The 23,645-nt window shown below is 71.8% G+C and carries 19 protein-coding genes; 17 read left to right on the forward strand and 2 right to left on the reverse strand.

The genetic code is table 11. From position 1 onward, the window contains the following. Positions 1-16 precede the first annotated feature (16 nt). From ftsW to ABZ449_RS30735, 9 genes are all read left to right on the forward strand, one after another. Complete coding sequence (gene ftsW, locus ABZ449_RS30695) at positions 17-1,330, forward strand: putative lipid II flippase FtsW (RefSeq protein ID WP_360352741.1); 1,314 nt, start codon at positions 17-19, stop codon at positions 1,328-1,330. A gap of 6 nt (positions 1,331-1,336) precedes the next feature. Then, positions 1,337-2,443 (forward strand): undecaprenyldiphospho-muramoylpentapeptide beta-N-acetylglucosaminyltransferase, encoded by a 1,107-nt coding sequence (gene murG / locus ABZ449_RS30700; protein ID WP_359912813.1) that lies wholly within the window; start codon positions 1,337-1,339, stop codon positions 2,441-2,443. Further along, the gene (locus ABZ449_RS30705; RefSeq protein WP_360352696.1) at positions 2,436-3,212 is read left to right on the forward strand and encodes an FtsQ-type POTRA domain-containing protein; all 777 of its coding nucleotides are present in this window, start codon (positions 2,436-2,438) and stop codon (positions 3,210-3,212) included. Before murG ends, ABZ449_RS30705 begins: the two co-directional genes overlap by 8 nt. Positions 3,213-3,575: 363 nt before the next feature. After that, positions 3,576-4,808, forward strand: coding sequence for a cell division protein FtsZ (ftsZ, locus tag ABZ449_RS30710; protein ID WP_360352698.1), 1,233 nt, complete (start codon positions 3,576-3,578; stop codon positions 4,806-4,808). After that, positions 4,805-5,536, forward strand: coding sequence for a peptidoglycan editing factor PgeF (gene pgeF / locus ABZ449_RS30715; RefSeq protein ID WP_360352699.1), 732 nt, complete (start codon positions 4,805-4,807; stop codon positions 5,534-5,536). Before ftsZ ends, pgeF begins: the two co-directional genes overlap by 4 nt. After that, positions 5,536-6,324, forward strand: a complete 789-nt coding sequence (locus ABZ449_RS30720; RefSeq protein WP_360352701.1) for a YggS family pyridoxal phosphate-dependent enzyme — start codon at positions 5,536-5,538, stop codon at positions 6,322-6,324. Before pgeF ends, ABZ449_RS30720 begins: the two co-directional genes overlap by 1 nt. 296 nt (positions 6,325-6,620) lie before the next feature. Next, positions 6,621-7,238, forward strand: a complete 618-nt coding sequence (gene sepF / locus ABZ449_RS30725; RefSeq protein WP_224276937.1) for a cell division protein SepF — start codon at positions 6,621-6,623, stop codon at positions 7,236-7,238. A gap of 99 nt (positions 7,239-7,337) precedes the next feature. Beyond that, positions 7,338-7,619, forward strand: coding sequence for a YggT family protein (locus tag ABZ449_RS30730; RefSeq protein WP_030060143.1), 282 nt, complete (start codon positions 7,338-7,340; stop codon positions 7,617-7,619). Positions 7,620-7,678: 59 nt separating this feature from the next. Continuing rightward, complete coding sequence (locus ABZ449_RS30735) at positions 7,679-9,022, forward strand: DivIVA domain-containing protein (RefSeq protein ID WP_360352702.1); 1,344 nt, start codon at positions 7,679-7,681, stop codon at positions 9,020-9,022. Positions 9,023-9,244: 222 nt separating this feature from the next. On the opposite strand, the gene ileS is transcribed toward ABZ449_RS30735, so the two are convergent. Beyond that, positions 9,245-12,373, reverse strand: coding sequence for an isoleucine--tRNA ligase (ileS, locus tag ABZ449_RS30740; protein WP_360352704.1), 3,129 nt, complete (start codon positions 12,371-12,373; stop codon positions 9,245-9,247). 674 nt (positions 12,374-13,047) lie between these two features. On the opposite strand from ileS, the gene ABZ449_RS30745 reads away from it, so the two are divergent. From ABZ449_RS30745 to ABZ449_RS30760, 4 genes are all read left to right on the forward strand, one after another. Then, complete coding sequence (locus ABZ449_RS30745; protein WP_360352706.1) at positions 13,048-13,512, forward strand: TraR/DksA family transcriptional regulator; 465 nt, start codon at positions 13,048-13,050, stop codon at positions 13,510-13,512. A 240-nt stretch (positions 13,513-13,752) separates the two neighbouring features. Next, positions 13,753-14,328 carry a signal peptidase II gene (gene lspA, locus ABZ449_RS30750; protein WP_360352708.1) on the forward strand — a complete coding sequence of 192 codons (576 nt, stop codon included), beginning with the start codon at positions 13,753-13,755 and terminating at the stop codon, positions 14,326-14,328. Between the two features lie 52 nt (positions 14,329-14,380). Beyond that, positions 14,381-15,319: an RluA family pseudouridine synthase gene (locus ABZ449_RS30755; RefSeq protein WP_360352710.1), complete on the forward strand. Its 939-nt coding sequence runs from the start codon at positions 14,381-14,383 to the stop codon at positions 15,317-15,319. Continuing rightward, positions 15,320-15,784, forward strand: a complete 465-nt coding sequence (locus ABZ449_RS30760; RefSeq protein WP_360352712.1) for a GNAT family N-acetyltransferase — start codon at positions 15,320-15,322, stop codon at positions 15,782-15,784. It begins immediately after the preceding gene. An 82-nt stretch (positions 15,785-15,866) separates the two neighbouring features. On the opposite strand, the gene ABZ449_RS30765 is transcribed toward ABZ449_RS30760, so the two are convergent. After that, positions 15,867-16,886, reverse strand: a complete 1,020-nt coding sequence (locus tag ABZ449_RS30765; RefSeq protein ID WP_360352714.1) for a mechanosensitive ion channel domain-containing protein — start codon at positions 16,884-16,886, stop codon at positions 15,867-15,869. A gap of 97 nt (positions 16,887-16,983) precedes the next feature. Between ABZ449_RS30765 and ABZ449_RS30770 the strand changes: the two genes are divergently transcribed. The 4 genes from ABZ449_RS30770 to ABZ449_RS30785 all read left to right on the forward strand — a co-directional run bounded on the left by ABZ449_RS30770 (position 16,984) and on the right by ABZ449_RS30785 (position 23,636). Continuing rightward, entirely contained in the window at positions 16,984-19,758 is a 2,775-nt protein-coding gene (locus ABZ449_RS30770; RefSeq protein ID WP_360352716.1) for an alpha/beta fold hydrolase, read from the forward strand. A gap of 47 nt (positions 19,759-19,805) precedes the next feature. Beyond that, on the forward strand, positions 19,806-20,645 hold the full coding sequence (locus ABZ449_RS30775) for an ABC transporter permease (protein WP_360352743.1): 840 nt from the start codon (positions 19,806-19,808) through the stop codon (positions 20,643-20,645). A 150-nt stretch (positions 20,646-20,795) separates the two neighbouring features. Continuing rightward, positions 20,796-21,374 carry a dienelactone hydrolase family protein gene (locus tag ABZ449_RS30780; RefSeq protein ID WP_360352717.1) on the forward strand — a complete coding sequence of 193 codons (579 nt, stop codon included), beginning with the start codon at positions 20,796-20,798 and terminating at the stop codon, positions 21,372-21,374. Positions 21,375-21,908: 534 nt separating this feature from the next. Continuing rightward, on the forward strand, positions 21,909-23,636 hold the full coding sequence (locus ABZ449_RS30785; RefSeq protein ID WP_360352719.1) for a carbamoyltransferase C-terminal domain-containing protein: 1,728 nt from the start codon (positions 21,909-21,911) through the stop codon (positions 23,634-23,636). The last annotated feature ends 9 nt before the right edge of the window (positions 23,637-23,645 follow it).

A 23,645-nucleotide genomic window follows, 5' to 3' on the forward strand; every position in this document is an offset into this window, starting at 1 on the left:
GGACGCCGCCGAGCCGATGAGAGTGATCTCCGCCACCACGACCAAGTACAAGTCGGCCGGTCCACTGGCCCGGGTCCAGGCCTTCCGGGCCCGGGTCCGGTACTGGCTGGACCGGCCGCTCACCCCGTACCTGCTGGTCCTCGGCAGCACCCTGCTGCTGGTCGTGCTCGGTCTGATGATGGTCTTCTCGGCCTCGCAGATCCTCGCCCTGAACCAGCACCACACGGCGCAGTACTACTTCCTCAAGCAGCTGATCGCGGCCATCCTCGGCCTGGTCCTGCTGATCGGCTTCGCCTCCGTCCCGGTGGCGGTGCTGCGGGTGATCGTCTACCCGGTGATGATCGGGGTGATCGGCGCCCTCACCCTGGTCGCCGTCCCCGGCATCGGGGTGCGGATCAACGGCAACCAGAACTGGCTGGATTTCGGCTTCTTCCAGTTCCAGCCCTCGGAGTTCGCCAAGCTCGCCCTGGTGCTCTGGGGCGCCGACCTGCTGGCCCGCAAGCAGAAGGCCGGCACCCTCAACTCGTGGAAGCACCTGCTGGTGCCGCTGGTGCCGGGAGCCCTGCTGCTGCTCGCGCTGATCATGTTCGGCGGCGACATGGGCACCTCGATGATCCTGGTGGCCATGGTGTTCGCGCTGCTCTGGATGGTCGGCGCACCGCTGCGGCTGTTCGTGGCCACCCTCGGGGTGGCGGTGGTGGTCTGCACCGCCCTGGTGGTCACCGTGCCGCACCGGGCGGAGCGGCTGAGCTGCATCGGCGTCACCAAGATCGACCCGGAGGGCGCCTGCTTCCAGGCCCTGCACGGCGTCTTCGCGTTCGCCAACGGCGGCGGCTTCGGCACCGGCCTCGGCGCCGGCGTGGAGAAATGGGGCCAGCTGCCCGAGGCGCACACCGACTTCATCTTCGCCGCGACCGGCGAGGAACTCGGTCTGGTGGGGACGCTGTCGGTCCTCGGTCTCTTCGCGGCACTAGGCTACGCGGGTATCCGTGTGGCCATCGGTACGAAGGACCCCTTCGTCAGGTACGCCGCGGGAGCCGCCACCACCTGGATCATGGCGCAGGCCATGATCAACCTGGGGTCGGCGCTGGGACTGCTGCCCATCGCGGGCGTCCCGCTCCCGCTGTTCTCCTACGGCGGTTCCGCCATGCTGTCGGCCCTGTCCGCGATCGGAGTGCTGCTGTGCCTGGCGCGCAGCTCCTCGGGCGCGAAGGCGGCCCTGGCCGCCCGGAGCAAGAACTCCCGGATCAGGAGACAACTGGCCCGGGTGCTGCCACGACGACGAACCACAGCGCGCCCGGCCCCGGGGCCGGCACGCAGGGAGCGGTGAATTTCGGTGCATGTCGTACTCGCCGGCGGGGGGACCGCCGGTCACATCGAGCCGGCCATGGCCCTCGCGGATGCCCTCCGCAGGCACGACCCGTCCGTCGGGATCACCGCCCTGGGCACCGAGCGCGGACTGGAGACCCGGCTGGTCCCCGAGCGCGGCTACCAGCTGGAGCTCATCCCGGCCGTCCCGCTGCCCCGCAAGCCCACCCCGGAGCTGATCACCGTCCCCGGCCGGCTGCGCGGCACCGTCCGGGCCGCCCAGGAGATCATCGAGCGGGTCAACGCGGACGCCGTGGTCGGCTTCGGCGGCTACGTCGCGATGCCCGCCTACCTGGCCGCCAAGCGGGCCGGCGTGCCGATCGTGGTGCACGAGGCGAACGCCCGCCCGGGCCTGGCCAACAAGATCGGCGCCCGCTACAGCGACTTCGTGGCGGTCTCCACGCCGGACAGCAAGCTGCGCGACTCCCGGTACATCGGCATCCCGCTGCGCCGGACCATCGCCACCCTGGACCGCGCCGCGGCCCGCCCCGAGGCCCGCCACTACTTCGGCCTGGACCAGCGGCTGCCCACCCTGCTGGTCTCCGGCGGCTCCCAGGGCGCGCGCCGGCTCAACGAGACGATCACCGCGATCGCCCCGCGGCTCCAGCAGTACGGCGTGCAGATCCTGCACGCGGTCGGCCCGAAGAACGAGCTGCCGCAGGTGGCGGACGTCCCCGGGATGCCGCCGTACCGCCCGGTGCCGTACCTGGACCGGATGGACCTCGCCTACGCGGCGGCCGACATGATGCTCTGCCGGGCCGGCGCCATGACGGTGGCCGAGCTGGCGGCCGTCGGCCTGCCCGCCGCCTTCGTCCCGCTGCCGATCGGCAACGGCGAGCAGCGGCTGAACGCCCAGCCGATGGTCAAGGCCGGCGGCGGCCTGCTGGTGGACGACGCCGAGCTGACCCCGGACTGGGTGCTCCAGAACGTGCTGCCGGTGCTCACCGACCCGCAGCGGCTGTGGGACATGAGCCGGTCGGCCGCGGAGTTCGGCCGGCGGGACGCCGACGACCTGCTGGTCGGCATGGTCTACGAGGCGATCCAGGCCCACCGCGGCGGCCGCCGCCGTGGCTGACGGCCGGCTCGCCGACCCGTTGGAGGAGGAGCTGGAGGTGGAGGAGTCCGCTCCCCGCCTCCGGCTCTCCCGGCGGGGCATCGTGGTGCTGGGCGTGCTCGGCGCGACGGTGCTCGGCGTGCTGGCCTGGCTGGTGTTCCTCTCCTCGGTCCTGGACGTGCGCAGCGTCGCGGTCCAGGGGATGAGAGACGACAAGTTGACGGCGGACCAGGTCCGCGAGGCGGTCGGCGGGCTGGCCGACGGCCCGCTGGCGCGCGTGGACCTGGACGACGTCCGGCGCCGGGTGGAGGGGATCCCCCGGGTGGCCGGGGCCGAGGTGTGGCGGGGCTGGCCGCACACCCTGCGGGTGAAGGTCGTCGAGCGCCGGGCGGTGGCCGCCGTCAAGGGCGAAGACGGCCAGTTCACCCAGGTGGATGCCGGGGGCGTGAGCTTCGCCACCGAGCCGGCCCCGCCGGAGGGCGTTCCGGTGGTCGAGCTGCGGCTCAGTCAGCAGGCGAACGACGTGGACGGGGTGATCTCCCGTTCGCAGTTGGTGCAGGGCGCGGTGGCGGTGGCCGCCGGGCTGCCGCCGGAGGTCGCCAAGCGGGCCGGCTCGGTGCTGGTGCACTCGTACGACGACATCGAGTTGCAGCTCAGCGGGGGTGCGACGGTCCGTTGGGGGAGTCCGGAGCAGATCGACCGGAAGGCCCGGGTGCTGGTCGCGCTGATGAACCAGAAGGGCACGAACTTCGACGTGACGGCGCCGGAGGCGCCGGCGGTGTCGGGATGATCCGGTAGGTTCTCTGCCTGAGGGAGGGGTTGACGCCTTGAAGTGTCGGCCCGACTCTTGGTGGTCACCCCCGGTTTCCTAAGCCGGCCGATGATCACATAGGCTCAAAAGAAAAAGGGAAGCTCGGCGTGTTCGTTGAAACGCGTGCCTGGAGCCACCTAGTGTCCTGTGTCACCAGACTGTGTTTCCTGGTGATGTGACGGAGACACAGAACTAACCCTAAAGGTCAAGTTTAGGGTTGGGGTCGGCGGTCGGCATTTCGGACATTCAGTCAGAAACCAGGCTCCCTACCCATCGACATCCGTCGGTACGGCCCCGCCCCGGGTCGGCCGACCCGGAAATTCGAGGCGAGAGGCCTTCGACGTGGCAGCACCGCAGAACTACCTCGCAGTCATCAAGGTCGTCGGAATCGGCGGCGGTGGTGTCAACGCCATCAACCGGATGATCGAGGTCGGTCTCAAGGGCGTCGAGTTCATCGCGATCAACACCGATGCGCAGGCCCTCCTGATGAGCGACGCCGACGTCAAGCTCGATGTGGGCCGTGAACTCACCCGGGGCCTCGGCGCCGGCGCCAACCCCGAGGTCGGCCGCAAGGCCGCCGAGGACCACCGCGAGGAGATCGAGGAGGTCCTCAAGGGGGCCGACATGGTCTTCGTGACCGCCGGCGAGGGCGGTGGCACGGGCACGGGCGGCGCGCCCGTCGTCGCCAACATCGCGCGCTCGCTGGGCGCCCTGACCATCGGCGTGGTCACCCGTCCGTTCACCTTCGAGGGCCGCCGCCGGGCCAACCAGGCCGAGGACGGCATCGCCGCCCTGCGCGAAGAGGTCGACACCCTCATCGTGATCCCCAACGACCGGCTGCTGTCCATTTCGGACCGCCAGGTCAGCGTTCTCGACGCCTTCCGCTCGGCCGACCAGGTCCTGCTCTCCGGTGTCCAGGGCATCACCGACCTGATCACCACCCCGGGTCTGATCAACCTCGACTTCGCCGACGTCAAGTCCGTCATGTCGGAGGCCGGTTCGGCGCTCATGGGCATCGGCTCGGCCCGCGGTGAGGACCGCGCCAAGGCCGCCGCCGTGATGGCGATCTCCTCGCCGCTGCTGGAGGCCTCGATCGACGGCGCCCGCGGCGTTCTGCTGTCCATCTCGGGCGGCTCCGACCTCGGCCTGTTCGAGATCAACGAGTCGGCCCAGCTGGTCAGCGAGGCCGCCCACCCCGAGGCGAACATCATCTTCGGCGCGGTCATCGACGACGCGCTCGGCGACGAGGTCCGGGTCACCGTCATCGCGGCCGGCTTCGACGGCGGGCAGCCGCCGGCGATCGTCCGCGACCCGGTGGTCAAGTCCACCACCCCGGAGCGCCCGGCCACCCCGCCGGCCGCCCCGGAGCGCCCGGCCGGCCGCCCGTCCTACGGGAGCATCGGCTCGGTGACGTCCCGTTCGGAGGGCGAGTCCTCGGCCGCCCCGTCGAGCCGGACCGCCGAGACCCCGGCCACCACGACCGCCGCCCCGGTGCCGCCGCAGGTGCAGCCGGTCCGGCAGCCGTTCGTGGAGAGCCCGGCCGAGGAGCTCGACGTCCCGGACTTCCTTAAGTGATCGATCACTCGATCCGCGCGGGTGCTCACTTCGCCTTCACCTCCCGGTGGGGCGGGGTGAGCACTTCGCCGTACGGGGAGCTCAACCTCGGCGGCGCGGTGGGGGACGACCCGCGGGCCGTGCGGGAGAACCGGGCGCTGGCCGCCCGGCAGCTGGGGCTCGACCCGGCCGACGTGGTCTGGATGAACCAGGTGCACGGCGCCGAGGTCGCCGTGGTGACCGAGCGCCAGCCGCTCGGTGAGGCCCCGACGGTGGACGCGGTGGTCTCCGACCGGCCGCTCGCCCTGGCGGTGCTGACCGCCGACTGCACCCCGGTGCTGCTGGCCGATCCGGTGGCGGGCGTGGTGGGCGCGGCCCACGCGGGCCGGCCCGGGCTGGCGGCCGGGGTGGTGCCCGCGGCCGTCCGGGCGATGGTCGAACTGGGCGCGGAGCCCTCGCGGATCACCGCCGCCACCGGGCCCGCGGTCTGCGGCCGCTGCTACGAGGTGCCGGCCCAGCTGCGCGCCGAGGTCGCCGCGGTGGTGCCGGAGGCCTTCGCCGAGACCTCCTGGGGGACTCCGGCGCTGGACGTGGCGGAGGGAGTCGCGGCCCAGCTGGCCGCGGCGGGGGTCAAGGACCTGGTGCGATCACCGGTCTGCACCCTTGAATCCGCCGATCACTACTCCTATCGCCGCGAGCAGCGCACCGGTCGGCTCGCGAGCTACGTCTGGTTGGGCTCTGATCAGTGATGACGAACGACATCTACGGACCGTTCCCGGGGAGCGCCGGGTTCTCGGCGGCGCTGACGGAGGGGCAGCGGGCCCGGTACGAGGAACTCGGCACCAACCTCGACGTGGTCGAGCGCCGGATCGCGGACGCGTGCGCGGCCGCCGGGCGCGACCGGGACGAGGTCACCCTGGTCGTCGTCACCAAGACCTACCCCGCCGAGGACACCGCGCTGCTGGCCGGACTCGGGGTGACGGACGTCGCGGAGAACCGCGACCAGGACGCCGCTCCCAAGGCAGAGCAGTGCAGAAACCTTCCTCTTGACTGGCACTTCGTCGGCCAGTTGCAGACCAACAAGGTCCGCTCGGTCGTCCGCTACGCGAACCACGTGCACTCGGTGGACCGGCTCCGGCTGGTCGAGTCGCTCTCCGCGGCGGTGCTCAAGGCGGAGCGCCCGGAGCTGGGCTGCCTGGTGCAGGTGGCGCTGGACAAGGCGCACGGGGAGGGCGAGCACCGGGCGGGGGTCGCGCCGGAGGACGTCGCGCAACTGGCCGACGCGATCGCCGACACGCCCGGGCTGCGACTGGACGGTGTGATGACCGTCGCTCCGCTGGCCGGCCCGCTGGCCGGAGATCCGGCCCGCGCCTTCGATCGGCTGGCGGAAATCGCAACCGCCGTACGGGCGGCCCATCCGACTGCCACCATGGTCTCCGCAGGGATGAGCGGCGACCTTGAGCAGGCGATTGCCGCCGGAGCGACACATGTGCGCGTCGGAACGGCGGTACTCGGAGTGAGGTCACCCCTCAGGTAACGTCACCGGGTAAGTAGATCAGACAGCAGGACAAAATAGGACAGAATCTAGCAGCTCTTCGGAGCGCTAGCGAACCGTGGATCGCAGCTCCGCGGTCCCCGCTCCACGAATCCGACCGGCCGTCGGGCTGACACGCCGTCGTGGAAGGACCGCGGAATCCGCAGGCGGGGCCGTACGGCCCGGGCCGGAGCCGGTCCGTACGGAACGAGCGAAGCGAGCGGCCGTCAGAAGGCGCGCGCATCGCGAAGCCGCCACCGAGCGCGAGCGAAGTGGCTATGAGCGGAGGAGACAGGAGCATGGCCGGCGCAATGCGCAAGATGGCGGTCTACCTCGGCCTCGTGGAGGACGAGACGTACGACGGCCAGGGGTACGACCCCGACGACGACTACGACGCGGACCCCGAACCGATCCGGACGGGCCAGCGGACCGAGGACATCCCCCGGCCGGCCCCGGCGCCCGCGGCCGCCGCGCCCGCCCCGGTCTCCTCGATCACCCCGCAGCCGGTGCCCGCGGCGGTGCCGATCCGGCAGGAGACTCCGAGGATGGCCCCCGTGTCGTCCATCACACCCGAACGTCGCCACAACCTGGAGAAGAGCGCACCGGTGATCATGCCCAAGGTCGTGAACGAACGAGAGCCCTACCGCATCACCACGCTGCACCCCCGGACCTACAACGAGGCCCGTACCATCGGGGAACAGTTCCGCGGCGGGACCCCCGTGATCATGAATCTGACCGAGATGGACGACACCGACGCGAAGCGCCTCGTAGACTTCGCCGCTGGACTCGTCTTCGGTCTGCACGGCAGTATCGAGCGCGTGACACAGAAGGTGTTCCTGCTGTCGCCTGCTAACGTCGATGTCACGGCGGAGGACAAGGCTCGGATCGCCGAGGGTGGGTTCTTCAACCAGAGCTGACCCGGCCACGACTTTACGTGTGGATCTGATCAACAGTGGGTTAGCGACAGGTGACGAGCGGCAGGCCCGAGGGATCGGGACCGGGGAGAGGGAAACGCGATGGACATCGTGTGGGCGGTGCTCTACTACGCCCTGACCGTCTTTCTGGTGTTCCTGCTCGTACGACTGGTCATGGACTGGGTCTTCCAGTTCGCGCGTTCGTGGCGGCCCGGCAAGGCCATGGTCCTGGTCCTGGAGGCCACGTACACTGTCACGGATCCGCCGCTCAAGCTTCTTCGGCGGCTCATTCCGCCGTTGCGTTTCGGGGGCGTGGCGCTCGACCTGTCCTTCTTCGTACTGATGATCATTGTGTATGTCCTGATCTCGCTTGTGCACCCCTAGTCGTAGGTGAGCGATGCGACAGGATGCCGGTGTGCCGACGATCACGTTGAGGTGAAGAGATGCCATTGACCCCCGAGGACGTTCGGAACAAGCAGTTCACGACCGTCCGCCTGCGTGAAGGCTATGACGAGGACGAGGTCGATGCCTTCCTCGACGAGGTCGAGGCGGAGTTGACCCGCCTCCTCCGGGAGAACGAGGACCTGCGCGCCAAGCTGGCCGCCGCGACTCGTGCCGCCGCGCAGAACCAGGCCAACCTGCGCAAGGAGCCGCAGCAGGACGCGCCCCGACAGGGCGGCGCTCCGGTGCCGGCCGCCATATCCGGTCCGCCGCTCCCCGGTCAGCAGGGTCCGGGCGGTCCGCAGCAGATGGGCCCCGGCGGCCCGCAGCAGATGGGTCCGGGTGGTCCCCAGCAGATGGGCCCCGGCGGCCCGCAGCAGCAGATGGGCAACCAGCCCCTCGGCCTGCCCGCCGGCTCCCCGCCGCAGCTTCCCGCTGCCGGCGGCCCGCAGCAGATGAACCAGACCATGGGCGGCCAGCAGCAGCTGGTCCAGCCGATGGGCGGTCAGATGCTCCAGCCCATGGGCGGCCCCGGTGGCCCGCAGCAGATGGGCAACCCGATGGGCCAGGGCATGGGCCAGCAGCAGATGCAGCCGATGGGTGGCCCCATGGGCGGCCCGCAGCAGATGGGCGGCCCCATGGGCGGCCCGATGCAGCAGCAGGGTCCCGGTGGCGACAGCGCCGCCCGGGTGCTGGCGCTCGCCCAGCAGACCGCCGACCAGGCGATCTCCGAGGCCCGTTCCGAGGCCAACAAGATCGTCGGCGAGGCGCGCAGCCGGGCCGAGGGTCTGGAGCGCGACGCCCGTGCCAAGGCCGACGCGCTGGAGCGGGACGCGCAGGAGAAGCACCGCGTCGCGATGGGGTCGCTGGAGTCGGCGCGGGCCACGCTGGAGCGCAAGGTCGAGGACCTGCGGGCGTTCGAGCGTGAGTACCGCACGCGGCTGAAGTCGTACCTGGAGACCCAGCTGCGTCAGCTGGAGTCGCAGGCCGACGACTCGCTCGCCCCGCCGCGGATCCCCGCCACCGCGTCGCTGCCGCCGGCGGCCTCGTCGATGGCTCCGGCCGGTGCCGGCGCGATGAGCGGTGGCGCACCGAGCTTCGGTGGCAACCAGCCGTCCTTCGGGGGCAACTCGCCGTCCTTCGGCGGGAACAGCTCCTTCGGCGGCAACTCCTCGGCGCCGAGCTTCGGCGGGCAGTCGACCGGTGGCAACAGCGGTGCGCCGCAGATGCAGCCGGCCGGGATGACCCAGCCGATGGCGGCGGTCCGTCCGCAGCCGCCGCAGCCGATGCAGCAGGCTCCGGCGCCGATGCGGGGCTTCCTGATCGACGAGGACGGCGACAACTGAGGTTGTAGCAGGGTTCTTTGAGGGCGTCCCCTTTCCGACCTCCGGGTCGGGGAGGGGGCGCTCTTGTTTGTGTTCGGGGGTTTGGGCTCTCGGGAGGGTGGGTGGGGGAGGTGGGGGCGTTCCCCGCGCTGGGGCGGGTGGGGTGTTCGTCGCGGGAGGGGGTGGGTGGGTACGGCGAAGCCGCCGTCACCTCGGGGTGACGGCGGCTTCGTCGGTGGGGCGTCAGGCCTTGCGGAGCTGGAAGGCCAGGCCGAGGGAGTCGTCGGCGAAGGTCTCGGAGTCCCAGTCGGCCGCGCCGGCGGCGAAGTCGGTGGCGAGGACCTCCTCGGCGACGAGGGGGCCGTGTTCGGCGATGGCCTCGGCGGTCTCCTCGGAGGTGGCGCGCCAGCGGAGGACGATGCGGTCGGCGACGTCCAGGCCGGAGTTCTTGCGGGCCTCCTGGATCTGGCGGATGGCGTCGCGGGCGATGCCGAGGCGCTTGAGTTCCGGGGTGATGGCCAGGTCGAGGGCGACGGTGGCGCCGGACTCGTTGGCGACGGCCCAGCCCTCGCGCGGGGTCTCGGTGATGATCACCTCGTCGGGGGAGAGGGTGATCGTTTCGCCGTCGAGTTCGACGCTGGTCTCGCCGGTGGCGCGGAGGTCGGCGGCGAGGCGGGCGGCGTCGGTGGCGGCGACCACCTTGGCGACGTCCTGGACGCCCTTGCCGAAACGCTTGCCCAGGGCACGGAAGTTGGCCTTGGCACTGGTGTCGACGAGCGAGCCGCCGACCTCGGCGAGCGATTCGAGGGTGGCGACGTTGAGCTCCTCGGCGATCTGCGCGCGCAGGTCGGCGGGCAGCTCCTCCCAGCCCTGGGCGGCGACCAGTGCGCGGGAGAGCGGCTGGCGGGTCTTCACGCCGGACTCGGCGCGGGTGGCCCGGCCGAGCTCGACCAGGCGGCGGACCAGGGCCATGTGCCGGGAGAGCTCGGTGTCGATCAGCGACTCGTCGGCCTCCGGCCAGGTGGCCAGGTGCACCGAGGCCGGGGCCTCCGGGGAGACCGGGACGACCAGGTCCTGCCAGACCCGCTCGGTGATGAACGGGGTGAGCGGGGCCATCAGGCGGGTGACCGTCTCCAGGGCCTCGTGCAGGGTGGCGAGCGCGGCGGCGTCGCCCTGCCAGAAGCGGCGGCGGCCGCGGCGGACGTACCAGTTGGACAGGTCGTCGACGAAGCCGGAGAGCAGCTTGCCGGCGCGCTGGGTGTCGTACGCCTCGTAGGCGGCGTCGACCTCGCGGACCAGGGTGTTCAGCTCGGAGAGCACCCAGCGGTCCAGCTGCGGGCGGTCGGCCGGGGCCGGGTCGTTCGCGGAGGGCGCCCAGTCCGAGGTGCGGGCGTACAGGGCCTGGAAGGCGACGGTGTTCCAGTAGGTGAGGAGGGTCTTGCGGACCACCTCCTGGATGGTGCCGTGGCCGACCCGGCGGGCCGACCAGGGCGAGCCGCCGGCCGCCATGAACCAGCGGACGGCGTCGGCGCCGTGCTGGTCCATCAGCGGGATCGGCTGGAGGATGTTGCCCAGGTGCTTGGACATCTTGCGGCCGTCCTCGGCCAGGATGTGGCCCAGGCAGACGACGTTCTCGTAGCTGTTCTTGTCGAACACCAGGGTGCCGACGGCCATCAGCGTGTAGAACCAGCCGCGGGTCTGGTCGATCGCCTCGGAGATGAACTGCGCCGGGTAGCGCTTCTCGAACAGCTCCTTGTTCTGGTACGGGTAGCCGTACTGGGCGAAGGGCATCGAGCCCGAGTCGTACCAGGCGTCGATGACCTCGGGCACGCGGGTGGCGGTGCCGCCGCAGTCGCGGCAGGCGAAGGTCACCGCGTCGATGTACGGGCGGTGCGGGTCGAGGTCGCTCTGGTCGGTGCCGGTGAGCTCGGACAGCTCGGCCAGCGAGCCGACGCAGGTGAGGTGGCCCTCCTCGCAGCGCCAGATCGGCAGCGGGGTGCCCCAGTAGCGGTTGCGGCTGAGCGCCCAGTCGATGTTGTTGTTCAGCCAGTCGCCGAAGCGGCCGTGCTTGACCGTCTCCGGGAACCAGTTGGTGGCCTCGTTCTCGCGGATCATCGCGTCCTTGACGGCGGTGGTCCGGATGTACCAGGACGGCTGCGCGTAGTAGAGCAGCGCGGTGTGGCAGCGCCAGCAGTGCGGGTAGCTGTGCTCGTACGGCAGGTGGCGGAAGAGCAGGCCGCGCTCCTTGAGGTCCGCGACCAGGGCCTCGTCGGCCTTCTTGAAGAACTGGCCGCCGACCAGCGGGACCTCGGGGGCGAAGGTGCCGTCGCCGAGCACCGGGTTGACCACCGGCAGGCCGTACTTGCGGCAGGTCGCGAGGTCGTCCGCGCCGAAGGCCGGGGACTGGTGGACGATGCCGGTGCCGTCCTCGGTGGTGACGTAGTCGGCGTTGAGGACGTAGTGCGCGTTCTCGATCTCGACCAGGTCGAAGGGGCGGCGGTAGGCCCAGCGTTCCATCTCGGCGCCGGTGAAGGACTCGCCGGTGGTCTCCCAGCCCTCGCCGAGCGCCTTGGCGACCAGCGGCTCGGCGACGACCAGCTTCTCGTTCCCGTCGGTGGCCACCACGTAGGTGACCTCCGGGTGGACGGCGGCGGCGGTGTTGGAGACCAGGGTCCACGGGGTGGTGGTCCACACCAGCATGGCGGCCTGGCCGGCCAGCGGGCCGCTGGTCAGCGGGAAGCGGACGAAGACCGAGGGGTCGACGACGGTCTCGTAGCCCTGGGCCAGCTCGTGGTCCGACAGGCCGGTGCCGCAGCGCGGGCACCAGGGGGCGACCCGGTGGTCCTGGACCAGCAGGCCCTTGTCGAAGATCTGCTGGAGCGACCACCAGACGGACTGGACGTACGACGGGTCCATCGTGCGGTAGGCCTCGTCGAGGTCGACCCAGTACCCCATGCGGGTGGTCAGCTCGGCGAAGGCGTCGGTGTGGCGGGTCACCGACTCGCGGCACTTGTCGTTGAACTCGGCGATGCCGTACGCCTCGATGTCCTGCTTGCCGGAGAAGCCCAGCTCCTTCTCGACGGCGAGCTCGACCGGCAGGCCGTGGCAGTCCCAGCCGGCCTTGCGGGCGACGTGGTAGCCCTTCATGGTCCGGAAGCGCGGGAAGACGTCCTTGAAGACGCGGGCCTCGATGTGGTGGGCGCCCGGCATGCCGTTGGCGGTCGGCGGGCCCTCGTAGAACACCCACTCGGGGCGACCCTCGGACTGCTCCAGACTGCGCTGGAAGATCTTGTTGTCCTGCCAGAAGGACAGGATCTGGTGCTCCAGGGCGGGCAGGTCCACCTGCGCGGGAACGGGGTTGTAGGAGTTCATCGCGGGCGTCTACCTCCGGCGGATGCTGGGACTGGATCCTCCGGAGGGACGAGACGGCCAGGCCGCCCCGCGGTACCACCCTCCTTGGCCGCGGTGCTGCGTTCGCGGCCCTCTTGTTTGGGCTTGCTGCCGGGTCTAGTGGGCCACCGCGGTGTCGCGGCGGCCGTTCTTCCGGCGGCTCCGGGGTGATCTTCCCGCCGTGCACACCCCCGGGCTCGCACCGTCCCCGGGTCGCTGGTGGCTGCGTACGTCGGTACTCGTCCCATCTGCGCCTTGCACGGCCAGTGTATCGGCCGGGTGCGCCGGTTTGTCCAAACCGTTTTCCGGCGGGCGGGCGGGGGTGTTCCGGGGGCGCTCCGGGAGCGTTCCGCGAGCGCCCCCGGGGGCGCTCGCCGACGGCGGTTAGCCGGAGTCGATGTGGGCACAAATCTCTGAGCGCACGGGGCGTGACGGTTGGGGCGCCTGCCTGGGTGGGAACGTTATGAGGCGTCGGTATGTCATGTTGTGACCGGTTTTGATCGGGATTATCGTTCCGGCACTGGAAGCCGCCGGGAACCGGCGGCTCGGTTCGTTCGTAGATGGGGTCGAAAGCCATGGCTGAGAAGGGAACCGGCGCGGGTACCGCCACCAAGCGGGCACGCAAGGCCGTGGCGGTCGACCCAGGGGAGGGGACCGTGACCACTACCGCACCGAAGAGCGGCACCGACACCGTCACCGCGCCGCGCGGCGCCGAGTCCGTGGACCCGGCCACGCTGCCGGTCCGGCCCGGCGAGGACCCGTGGACCACCGAGGAGGTCCACGAGCTGCACGACGAGCTGATCAGCGACCTCGAACGGCTCCGGAACGAGATCGACGCCGCCGAGGCGGCCATCTCCGGTCTGATGCGCGACTCCAACGACGGAGCCGGCGATGACCAGGTGGACGCCGGTACGAAGAACATCTCGCGGGAGAGCGAGCTGGCGCTGGCCAACAACGCGCGGGACAGCCTGGCCCAGACCGAGCGCGCGCTGGAGCGGCTGGAGGGCGTCGGCTTCGGCACCTGCGAGTCCTGCGGACAGGCCATCGGCAAGGCCCGGATGCAGGCCTTCCCCAGGGCGACGCTCTGCGTGCAGTGCAAGGCCAAGCAGGAACGCCGCTGAACCGGTCGACCGGAGCGACGTGGGGGGTCGGGCTTGCCGTACGCTCGACCCCGTAACGTCGCCTGAACAACGTCGCCTGACGCGTTCGTGAACGCGGGCAGGCCATCACCGTCCCACCACCCTCCCCCTCCTGCGGACCGGGGAGCTCCACCGGCAGCGGAGCGGATCATCAGTACGCAAGGTTCCCCCCAGACCCGGGACGACGCCGTCCCGTCCCCCGCCGATGCCGTGGAGGTGCCCGTGGCCGAGCCGACCGGGGCGTCCGTGGACGACGCGGCGGCCGAGAAGCCCAAGGGCCCGCGCCGGGTCGGCGTGCTGCTGGTCGTCGCGCTGCTCGCCTTCCTGATCGACCTGGGCAGCAAGCTGCTGGTGGTCGCCCGGCTGGAGAACCACGCGGCGATCAAGGTGATCGGGGACGTGGTCACCTTCCAGGTGATCCGCAACTCGGGCGCGGCCTTCGGGATGGGGCAGGCGCTGACCGTCGTCTTCACGATGATCGCCTCCGCCGTCATCGTGGTGATCTGGCGGATCGCCCGCCGCCTGTACAGCCTGCCCTGGGCGATCGCGCTCGGGCTGCTGCTCGGCGGGGCGCTGGGCAACCTCACCGACCGGCTGTTCCGCGCGCCCGGCGTGTTCCGCGGGCACGTGGTGGACTTCATCTCCGTCCAGCACTTCGCGGTCTTCAACCTCGCGGACTCGGCGATCGTCTGCGGCGGGATCCTGGTCGTGCTGCTCTCCTTCCGGGGCAGCAACCCGGACGGGACCGTCCACCAGCAGGCCGACAAGGCCGAGACGACGGAGCGGCCCGGGAAGTAGCCCCGGGCACCGGCGGACGGGGGAGGGTCGCGGTTCCGGCATACTCGTACGGGTGAGTACCGCAGCGCAGATCCGCAGCCTCCCCGTACCCGACGGCCTGGAGGGCGAGCGCCTCGACGCCGCCCTGGCCCGGATGTTCGGCTTCTCCCGGACCAAGGCCGCCGAGCTGGCCGCCGACGGCAAGGTGACGCTCGACGGCACCATGGCCGGCAAGTCGGACCGGGTGACCGCCGGCTCCTGGCTGGAGGTCGAGATCCCGGCCCCGGCCGCGCCGGTGCGGATCGTCGCCGAGGCCGTCGAGGGCATGCGCATCGTCCACGACGACGAGGACATCGTGCTGGTCGACAAGCCGGTCGGCGTCGCCGCGCACCCCAGCCCGGGCTGGACCGGCCCCACCGTGATCGGCGGGCTGGCCGCGGCCGGGTACCGGATCTCCACCTCGGGCGCCGCCGAGCGTCAGGGCATCGTGCACCGGCTGGACGTCGGCACCTCCGGGCTGATGGTGGTCGCCAAGTCCGAGCGCGCCTACACCGACCTCAAGCGGCAGTTCCACGACCGGATCACCGACAAGCGGTACCACACCCTGGTGCAGGGCCACCCGGACCCGATGAGCGGGACGGTGGACGCGCCGATCGGGCGGCACCCCAGCTCGGACTGGAAGTGGGCCGTCACCCAGGACGGCAAGCCGTCCGTCACCCACTACGACCTGATCGAGGCGTACCGGGCCGCGTCGCTGCTGGCGATCAAGCTGGAGACCGGGCGCACCCACCAGATCCGCGTCCACATGTCCGCGCTGCGCCACCCCTGCGTGGGCGACCTGACGTACGGCGCCGACCCGACGCTGGCCAAGCGGCTGGGCCTGACCCGGCAGTGGCTGCACGCGGTGTCGCTCGGCTTCGAGCACCCGGCGGACGGGCAGTGGGTCGAGTTCTCCAGCGAGTACCCGGCGGACCTGGCGAAGGCGCTGGACATCATCACCGCGGAGAGCTGAGTGACGGCCGCGACCATCCGGATCGCCGAGGCGGACGCCGACCTGGAGCTGGTGCGGGCCGTCCGGCGCGAGGTGTTCGTCGTCGAGCAGAACGTGCCGGAGGAGCTGGAGTACGACGAGTACGACGCGACCTCCGTGCACCTGCTGGCCGTCGGGGCCGACGGGGCCGCGTTGGGCACCGGTCGGCTGATCTTCGGTGAGCAGGCGCGGAAGCTGACCGGCGGCGTCGAGGGGCGCGTGCTGCTCGGGCGGCTCGCGGTCGTGGCGGCGGCCCGGGGGACGGGACTGGGCGCGGAGCTCGTGCGGGCGATCGAGGCCGCGGGCGCCGAGCGCGGGGGCGCCGAGGTCGAGCTGCACGCGCAGGTGCGGGCGCTCGGGTTCTACGAGCGGCTGGGGTACGTGGCCGAGGGGCCGGTGTACGACGACGCGGGGATCGCGCACCGGACGATGACCCGGGTGCTGTAGGTCCTGTCCGGCGGATGGCCGGTCGCACGGTTCCCCGTGCCCCTCCGGGGGTGCGGGGAACCGCTGTTCCCGCGGGCGCGGCTCAGGTGTCGGTGGTGCGCAGGCGAGGGAGGGCGTGGGGGTGCTCGTCGCGCAGGTGGGCGACGAGCTGTTCGCGGATGTCGAAGCGGAGCTGGGCGGCGTCGTCCGGGGTGCGGGCGGTCATGGTGGCGCGGACGACGATGGTGCTGGGCGTGGTGTCGGTGACCTGGAGGGCCCACTCCTCGCCGTCCCAGAGCGGGTGCCGGTCCAGGCGGGCGCGCAGGACGGCGCGCAGCTCGTCCACCCGGGTGGTGTGGTCGAGGTGGAGCAGCACGGCGGCGAGCAGGCCGGGGTCGCGGCGGGTCCAGTTCTCGAAGGGCTTGTTGACGAAGTACGAGACCGGGACGACCAGTCGGCGGTAGTCCCAGAGCCGGACCACCAGGTAGGTGAGGGTGATCTCCTCGACGATGCCCTGCTGGCCGTCCACCACCACGGTGTCGCCGATCCGGACGGTGTCGCTGAAGGCGATCTGGAGGCCGGCGAAGAAGTTGCCCAGGGTGCTCTGGGCGGCGATGCCGGCCACGATGCCGATGATGCCCGCCGAGGCGAGCAGGCTGGCGCCGATGGTGCGCATGGCGGAGAAGGTCAGCAGCATCACGGCCACCGTGACCACGACGATCAGCGCGCTGACCACCCGGCGGAGCATGCCGACCTGGGTGCGCGCCCGCTGGACCCGGGCCGGGTCGTCGACGCGGGTCTCGTAGCGGCTGAGCACGGCCCCCAGGAGGGCGGCCACCACGCGGACGGTGAGCCAGCCGAGCGATGCGACCAGGAGCAGCTGGAGCAGGTGCTGGGCGCCGGCGTCGCCCTTCAGGTGGAAGACCCGTTCGAGCGGTCTGGCGGCGAGCAGCAGGGCCGACACCACGGAGAGCTGGAGCGGGATCCGGCAGCGGCGGAGCAGCGGCCAGACCGGTGCCGAGGGGTTGCGGGCGGCGATCCGCTGGAGGGCCTGGTCGACGATCCAGCCGATCGCCAGGGTGGCGGCGACGGTGGCGAGCAGCGAGATCAGCGGCCAGGGCATGGGCCGTACGATACTCGGGCGCAGTGGGGCGAACCGGGCGAAAGGGTGCGGTGGCCTTATCGGGCGCCTACCCGGACGGCGGATACGATCAGCGCCCATGGAGTTCGGTGGGGCATGGCGTCGCTGGCGCGCCCGGGGAACAACGGTCGGACGCAGGCTGCTGGCCGGGGCGGTGGCCCTGGTGGTGGTGGCCGCGGCCGGCACCGCGACGGTGGCGTCCGGCGGTGAGCGGACGGTCCATCAGGAGGACCGTTTCCTCGGCATGCCCGAGACGCCCGGCAGCGCCCAGCAGATCCAGTTGGACACCTCCTTCTTCACCACCGGCGGCGGTCCGCGCCCGGCGGTGCTGCTGGCGCACGGCTTCGGCGGCTCCAAGGAGGGCGAGCGCGATCGCGCCGAGCAGCTGGCCCGGCAGGGGTACGCGGTGCTGACCTGGTCGGCACGCGGCTTCGGACACTCGGGCGGGAAGATCGGGCTGAACGCGCCGGACCGCGAGGTCGAGGACGTCAGGCACCTGGTGGACTGGCTGGCCCAGCGCCCCGAGGTGCAGCTGGACGCCGCCGGCGACCCGAAGGTCGGCATCACCGGCGCCTCGTACGGCGGTGCGGTCTCGCTGCTGGCCTCCGCGTACGACCACCGGATCGACGCCGTCGCCACCCAGATCACCTGGTGGAACCTGGCCGACGCGCTGTTCCCGCAGGGCGTCCGGGGCTCCGGCGCGGCGGACGGCGTGTTCAAGAAGCTGTGGGCCGGGATCTTCTTCACCACCGGCTCGGCCGGGGACCTCGGGCCCTCGGGCGAGGCGCCGCGGGAGAGCGGCGGCCCCAAGCCGGCCGCGGACGGGCCGGTCGGCTGCGGGCGGTTCCTGGAGTCGCTCTGCCGGATGTACGAGCGGGTCGCCACCGCCGGGCACGCCGATCCGGAGGCCGTCGCGCTGCTGGAGCGCTCCAGCCCGTCCTCGGTGGCGGCCCGGCTCAAGGCGCCCACGCTGGTGGTGCAGGGGCAGCAGGACTCGCTGTTCCCGCTGGACCAGGGCGACCGCATCGCCGAGGCGGTGGCCGCCAACGGCGCGCCGGTCGCGGTGGACTGGTTCGCCGGCGGGCACGACGGCGGGACCGACACCAGCGCGCGGGTCGACGACCGGGTGACGGCCTGGTTCGACCACCACCTGAAGGGTCGGGACGTCGACACCGGCGCCGCGTTCCGGGTCACCCGCACCGGCGGAGTCGACTCGACCGGCTTCCAGGCCGTGCTGCGCGGAGCCGGCGCCGACCGCTACCCGGGGCTGGGCGGAACCGGCTCGCGCAGCGTCGAGCTGGCGGGCGGCGAGCAGACCCTCGCCAACCCGCCCGGCGGCGCGCCGCCCGGGATCTCGACCCTGCCGGGCGTCGGAGCGCTCAGCCAGGCGGCCTCGCTGGGCGCCGGGCTCTCCCTGGACTTCCCCGGGCAGAACGCCGCCTTCGACTCGGCGCCGCTGGACACGCCGCTCCACCTGACCGGGCAGCCGACCGTGCCGCTGCGGGTGACGGCGGACCGGCCGGACGCCGTGCTGTTCGCGAAGCTGTACGACGTCGGGCCGGACGGCAAGGCGGTGCTGCCGCAGCAGCTCGCCGCCCCGCTGCGGGTCACCGGCGCGGACGCCGGGCAGACCGTCACGGTGGCGCTGCCGACCGTCGACCACACCTTCCCGGCCGGGCACCGGGTGCGGCTGGTGCTGGCGAGCACCGACCTCGCCTACGCCTCCCCGGTCGAGCCGGCCACCTACCGGGTGGCGCCGGCCGGGGCGCTCACCGTGCCGACCGTCGAGGAACTGGTCACCGAGGCGGCGCCGCTGCCCTCGCGCACCTGGCTGCTGCCGGTGATCGCCGTCCTGGTGGCCGCGGCCCTGCTGCTGGCACCGAGGCTGCGCCGCCGCCGGGCCGCCGCCGGGCCCGGCTTCGACCCGGAGCTGGCCGCGGTGCCGCTGCGGATCAGCGGGCTTAGCAAGCGCTACAAGGGCGCCCAGGACCGGTACGCCGTACGGGAGTTGGACTTCCGGGTGGAGCAGGGGCAGGTGCTCGGACTGCTCGGGCCGAACGGCGCGGGCAAGACCACCACGCTGCGGATGCTGATGGGACTCATCCGGCCGGACGCCGGGGAGATCCGGATCTTCGGGCACCTGGTGCGGCCCGGTGCGCCGGTGCTGTCGCGGGTCGGGGCGTTCGTGGAGGGCGCGGGCTTCCTGCCGCACCTCACCGGGCGGGCCAACCTGCGGCTGTACTGGCAGGCGACCGGACGGCCGGAGGCCGACGCCCGCTTCGACGAGGCGCTGGCCATCGCCGGGCTCGGCGAGGCGCTGGACCGCGCGGTGCGGACGTACTCGCAGGGCATGCGGCAGCGGCTGGCGATCGCGCAGGCGATGCTCGGGATGCCGGACCTGCTGATCCTGGACGAGCCGACCAACGGGCTGGACCCGCCGCAGATCCGCGAGATGCGCGAGGTGATGATCCGGTACGCGGCCGGCGGGCGGACCGTGATCGTGTCGAGCCACCTGCTGTCCGAGGTCGAGCAGAGCTGCACGGACCTGGTGGTGATGGACCGCGGGCAGCTGGTCACGGCCGGCCCGGTCGGGGACATCGTGGGCGCCGGGGAGCTGCTGATGATCGGCGTCGCCGGCCCGTACGACCCGGCGCCGGTGGTCGAGAAGCTGGCCGCGCTGGCCGGGGTCGGCTCGGCGGAGGCCGTCGACGGCGGCCTGTTGGTGCGCCTGGACGGACTGGCGGCGAGCGCGCTGCTGGCCGAACTGGTGCGGATGGAGGTGCCGGTGGAGAGCGTCGGGCCGCAGCAGCGGCTGGAGGACGCGTTCCTGTCGTTGATCGGAGGTGGAGCGTGAGCGTCGTCCCGGTGGAGCACGCCGAGTCGAAGGACCGCGCCGTGTCGATGGACCACGCCGAGGGGTACCGGGCGAGCCGGACGCTGCCGCTGCGGGTGGAGGCGATGCGGCAGCTGCGCCGGCGCCGCACGCTGGTGATCGGCGCGGTGCTGGCCGCCATGCCGTTCGTCATCCTGGCCGCGTTCCAGATCGGCGGCACCCCGGGCCGTCCGGGCCGGACCACCTTCATCGAGCTGGCCACCGCCTCGGGGGCCAACTTCGCGGTCACCATGCTGTTCGTCGGCACCGGCTTCATGCTGGTCATCCCCGTCGCGCTGTTCTGCGGGGACACCGTCGCCTCCGAGGCCAGCTGGTCCTCGCTGCGCTACCTCCTGGCCGCACCGGTGCCCCGGGCCCGGCTGCTGGCCCGCAAGTTCGCCGTCGGGCTGGTGTTCTCGGCGGCGGCGGTGGTGATGCTGCCCGCGATCGGGCTGGTCGTCGGCACGGCCGCGTACGGTTGGGGGGACCTCAAGCTGCCCGCCGGGGTCAGCCTGCCGGCCGGGCAGGCGTTGCCCCGGATCGCGATCGCGGTGGCCTTCGTCTTCCTCAGCGAGCTCGTGATCGCGGCGCTCGCCTTCTGGCTCTCCACCGCGACGGACGCGCCGCTGGGCGCGGTCGGCGGCGCGGTGTTCGCCTCGATCATCACCGGGGTGCTGGACGCCGTCACCGCGCTGGGCGACCTGCGGGAGTGGCTGCCGGCGCACTGGCAGTACTCCTGGGCGGACGCGCTGCAGCCGCAGCTGGAATGGGGCGGCATGGTGCAGGGCGTCTCGCTGTCGATCTCGTACGCGGTGGTGCTGCTGGCGCTGGCGTTCCGGGGGTTCGCGCGCACGGACGTGGTGTCCTAGACGCGGTGGCGCGGACGCGGACGCGGACGCGGACGTGGGTGCGGTGGGCGCGGTGGCGTGGGCGGGGTGTCGTCGGCGTGCGGTGGGGCACCGGCGCGGCATGCGGGATCATGGGTGGGTAGCTGACCTCGCTGGTGAAGGACCCGAACCGTGGCCCAGATCGTCCTCTTCCACTCCGCCTACGGACTGCGCCCCGCCGTGCGCGCCGCCGCCGAGCGGCTGCGCGCCGCCGGGCACGCCGTGCACACGCCCGACCTGTTCGACGGGCGGACCTTCGAGTCCGTCGAGGAGGCGCAGGAGTTCCAGGAGGAGCTCGGCGGCCGTGACGAGCTGCTCCGGCGGGCGGTGACGGCGTCCGCGCCGATCTCCGAGGGCGGGCTGGTGTACGCCGGCTTCTCGCTCGGCGGCGCGGTGGCGCAGAACCTGGCGCTGGCCGACGAGAAGGCCCGCGGACTGCTGCTCCTGCACGGCACCTCCGACCTGCGGGAGGACGCGGCCACCGAGATCCCGGTGCAGCTGCACATCGCGGAGCCGGACCCGTTCGAGCCGGAGGACTGGCTGAACGCCTGGTACCTGCGGATGCGGCGGGCCGGGGCCGAGGTGGAGGTGCACCGCTACCGGGGCGCCGGGCACCTGTTCACCGACCCGGAGCTGCCGGACTACGACGAGGAGGCCGCCGAGCGGGCCTGGGCGGCGTCGCTGGACTTCCTCGCGGAGCTGGACGACTGAGAGGCGGTCGGGAGCGCCGTCCGGTCCGGGGATCGGACGGACGCGGAGGCCGTGAAGGCCGTGAAGGCCGGGTCGAGGCGGGTGCCTCGGCCCGGCCTTCGGCGTTGCCGGGGGGTGTTTCGCCTGGTCACCGAGGGTCTGGTGGGGCTCGTGGTACCGGTGTGAACGGGTGTGACGAAGCCTCCGGGGGACGCCCGGGAGGCGGCGGAAGTGCCGGTTGCGTGCCGGAAGGACTGTTTCCGGACAGCTACGCTGGGTGATCAACACGGCGGTGGTCCAGACCTCTTGTCGGGCATGTGCCACCCTGCCAGCACCGATGATCGAGCTGCGAACTGTTGTTCACCGAACGGCCGCCCCCGCGTCACCGCCCGACGGCCGGTCAGGATGACCGGAATTTCCATGGCGTCGTTGATCTCCCGAGAAATCTCTCCATAGCATCACGGTGCACTCCAGCCTTCCCGGCTTCCCGGTCTCCCGAATCCGCGGAAATCCTGTCGAGTCATTTCCCGTGTGACATAAGCATCGGAGCGGCACATGCTTGTTCTCGGAATCACCAACAACGACCTGGCGGGCGCCTGCCTCGTCCAGGACGGAACCGTCGTCGCGGCCGTCAGCGAGGAGCGGTTCACCCGGATCAAGGACCACAAGGCCTGGCCGGAACAGTCGATCGACTACGTCCTGAAGGAGGCCGGGGTCACCCTTTCCGACGTCGACCGGGTCGCCTACGGATGGCAGGCGGGATTCAGCGCCGAAAAGCACCTGCTGCTCTACGTGGACCGCATTTCGGAGGAGGCCCGGCTGCGTCCCGAGGCGATTCCGCACCTGCGCAAGCGGATATCCGACGAAATCGTGAACGACCGCGAGAAGCGCGGCGAGTTCGATGCCTTCATCGAGGAGAACGGCCTGCGCGGCAAGGTGGTTCACGTCGACCACCACGAGTCGCACGGCCTGGGCGCCTTCCTCTGCTCCCCGTTCGACGAGGCCCTCGTGGTCACCTGTGACGGCCGCGGGGACTTCCAGTCCCTCACCGTCACGCACTACTTCCCCGGCGGCGAGGAGGTGCTCCAGCGCGAGACCTCGATCGACAGCCTCGGCTACTTCTACGGCCGGATCACCAAGCTGCTCGGCTTCCGGCCCAACCGGCACGAGGGCAAGATCACCGGTCTGGCCGCCAACGGCGACCCGGAGAAGCTCCTCCCGCTGATGCGCCGGATGATCGACGTCGAGGAGAACGGCGCGATCCGCGCCCGCTGCGGGGACTGGTACCAGCCCTCCTACGAGGGCTACTCCGAGGAACTGCTGCGCGAGATCGCCACCCACGAGCCGGCCGACGTCGCGGCGGCGGCCCAGCGGCACGTGGAGAACCTGCTGACCGCCGTGGTGGCGCGGCACATCGGCAAGGTGCCCGGCGGCAACGTCTGCCTGTCCGGCGGGGTGTTCGCCAACGTGAAGCTCAACCAGCGGATCTTCGAGACCGAGGGCGTGCGGAACGTCTACGTGCTGCCGCCGATGGGCGACGGCGGGCTGCCGCTGCAGGCCGCCGTGATCGTGGCGCACCGGGAGACCGGGGAGCGCCCGCGGGTGCCCTCGATGGCGCTCGGGCCGGACGCGGCCATCGCCGAGGGGCGGCTGGAGGAGATCCTGCGCGACTACCCCGAGCTGCGCTACCGCCGCATCGGCGAGGGCATGCGGGACGTCCTGCTCGCCGCGCTGGAGGCGGACCAGGTCATCGGCACGTACCGCGGCCGGATGGAGTTCGGCCCGCGCGCGCTCGGCCGGCGCAGCGTGATCTACGGCACCGCCGACGTGACGATGAACGACTGGCTCAACAAGCGCCTGAACCGCACCGAGTTCATGCCCTTCGCACCGATCACCGCCGAGGACCTGGCGGCCGACTGCTACGTGGGCTGGGAGCCGGAGCAGCCGTCGGCGCTGTTCATGACGATCACGTACGACTGCCACGAGACGTTCGCCAAGGCCTGCCCGGCCGTGGTGCACGTGGACAACACCGCCCGTCCGCAGATCGTCCGGGCCCAGGACGACCCGTTCCTGCACGGGCTGCTGATGGCCTGGTACGAGCGCAGCGGCCAGGCGGCGCTGGTGAACACCTCGTTCAACAAGCACGAGGAGCCGATCGTGGGGTCGCACCGCGATGCGCTCGACCCGGTGGCCGACGACGTGGTGGACCTGCTCCTGGTCGACGACGTCTACCTGGTCTGGAAGGACTCGGCGGACGGGTTCATGGCGGGCCGGTCGGTCTAGGGCGATCGG

The sequence above is a fragment of the Kitasatospora sp. NPDC005856 genome (genome assembly GCF_040629945.1).
GTDB lineage: Bacteria > Actinomycetota > Actinomycetes > Streptomycetales > Streptomycetaceae > Kitasatospora.

Bases quoted from the DNA above. Each gene is read 5' to 3' on its own strand.
- ileS (WP_360352704.1), bottom strand. From the start codon at position 12,373: ATGAACTCCTACAACCCCGTTCCCGCGCAGGTGGACCTGCCCGCCCTG.
- sepF (WP_224276937.1), top strand. From the start codon at position 6,621: ATGGCCGGCGCAATGCGCAAGATGGCGGTCTACCTCGGCCTCGTGGAG.
- ABZ449_RS30735 (WP_360352702.1), top strand. From the start codon at position 7,679: ATGCCATTGACCCCCGAGGACGTTCGGAACAAGCAGTTCACGACCGTC.
- ABZ449_RS30765 (WP_360352714.1), bottom strand. From the start codon at position 16,886: ATGCCCTGGCCGCTGATCTCGCTGCTCGCCACCGTCGCCGCCACCCTG.
- ABZ449_RS30720 (WP_360352701.1), top strand. From the start codon at position 5,536: ATGACGAACGACATCTACGGACCGTTCCCGGGGAGCGCCGGGTTCTCG.
- ABZ449_RS30730 (WP_030060143.1), top strand. From the start codon at position 7,338: ATGGACATCGTGTGGGCGGTGCTCTACTACGCCCTGACCGTCTTTCTG.
- ftsW (WP_360352741.1), top strand. From the start codon at position 17: ATGAGAGTGATCTCCGCCACCACGACCAAGTACAAGTCGGCCGGTCCA.
- ABZ449_RS30785 (WP_360352719.1), top strand. From the start codon at position 21,909: ATGCTTGTTCTCGGAATCACCAACAACGACCTGGCGGGCGCCTGCCTC.
- ABZ449_RS30775 (WP_360352743.1), top strand. From the start codon at position 19,806: ATGGACCACGCCGAGGGGTACCGGGCGAGCCGGACGCTGCCGCTGCGG.
- ABZ449_RS30770 (WP_360352716.1), top strand. From the start codon at position 16,984: ATGGAGTTCGGTGGGGCATGGCGTCGCTGGCGCGCCCGGGGAACAACG.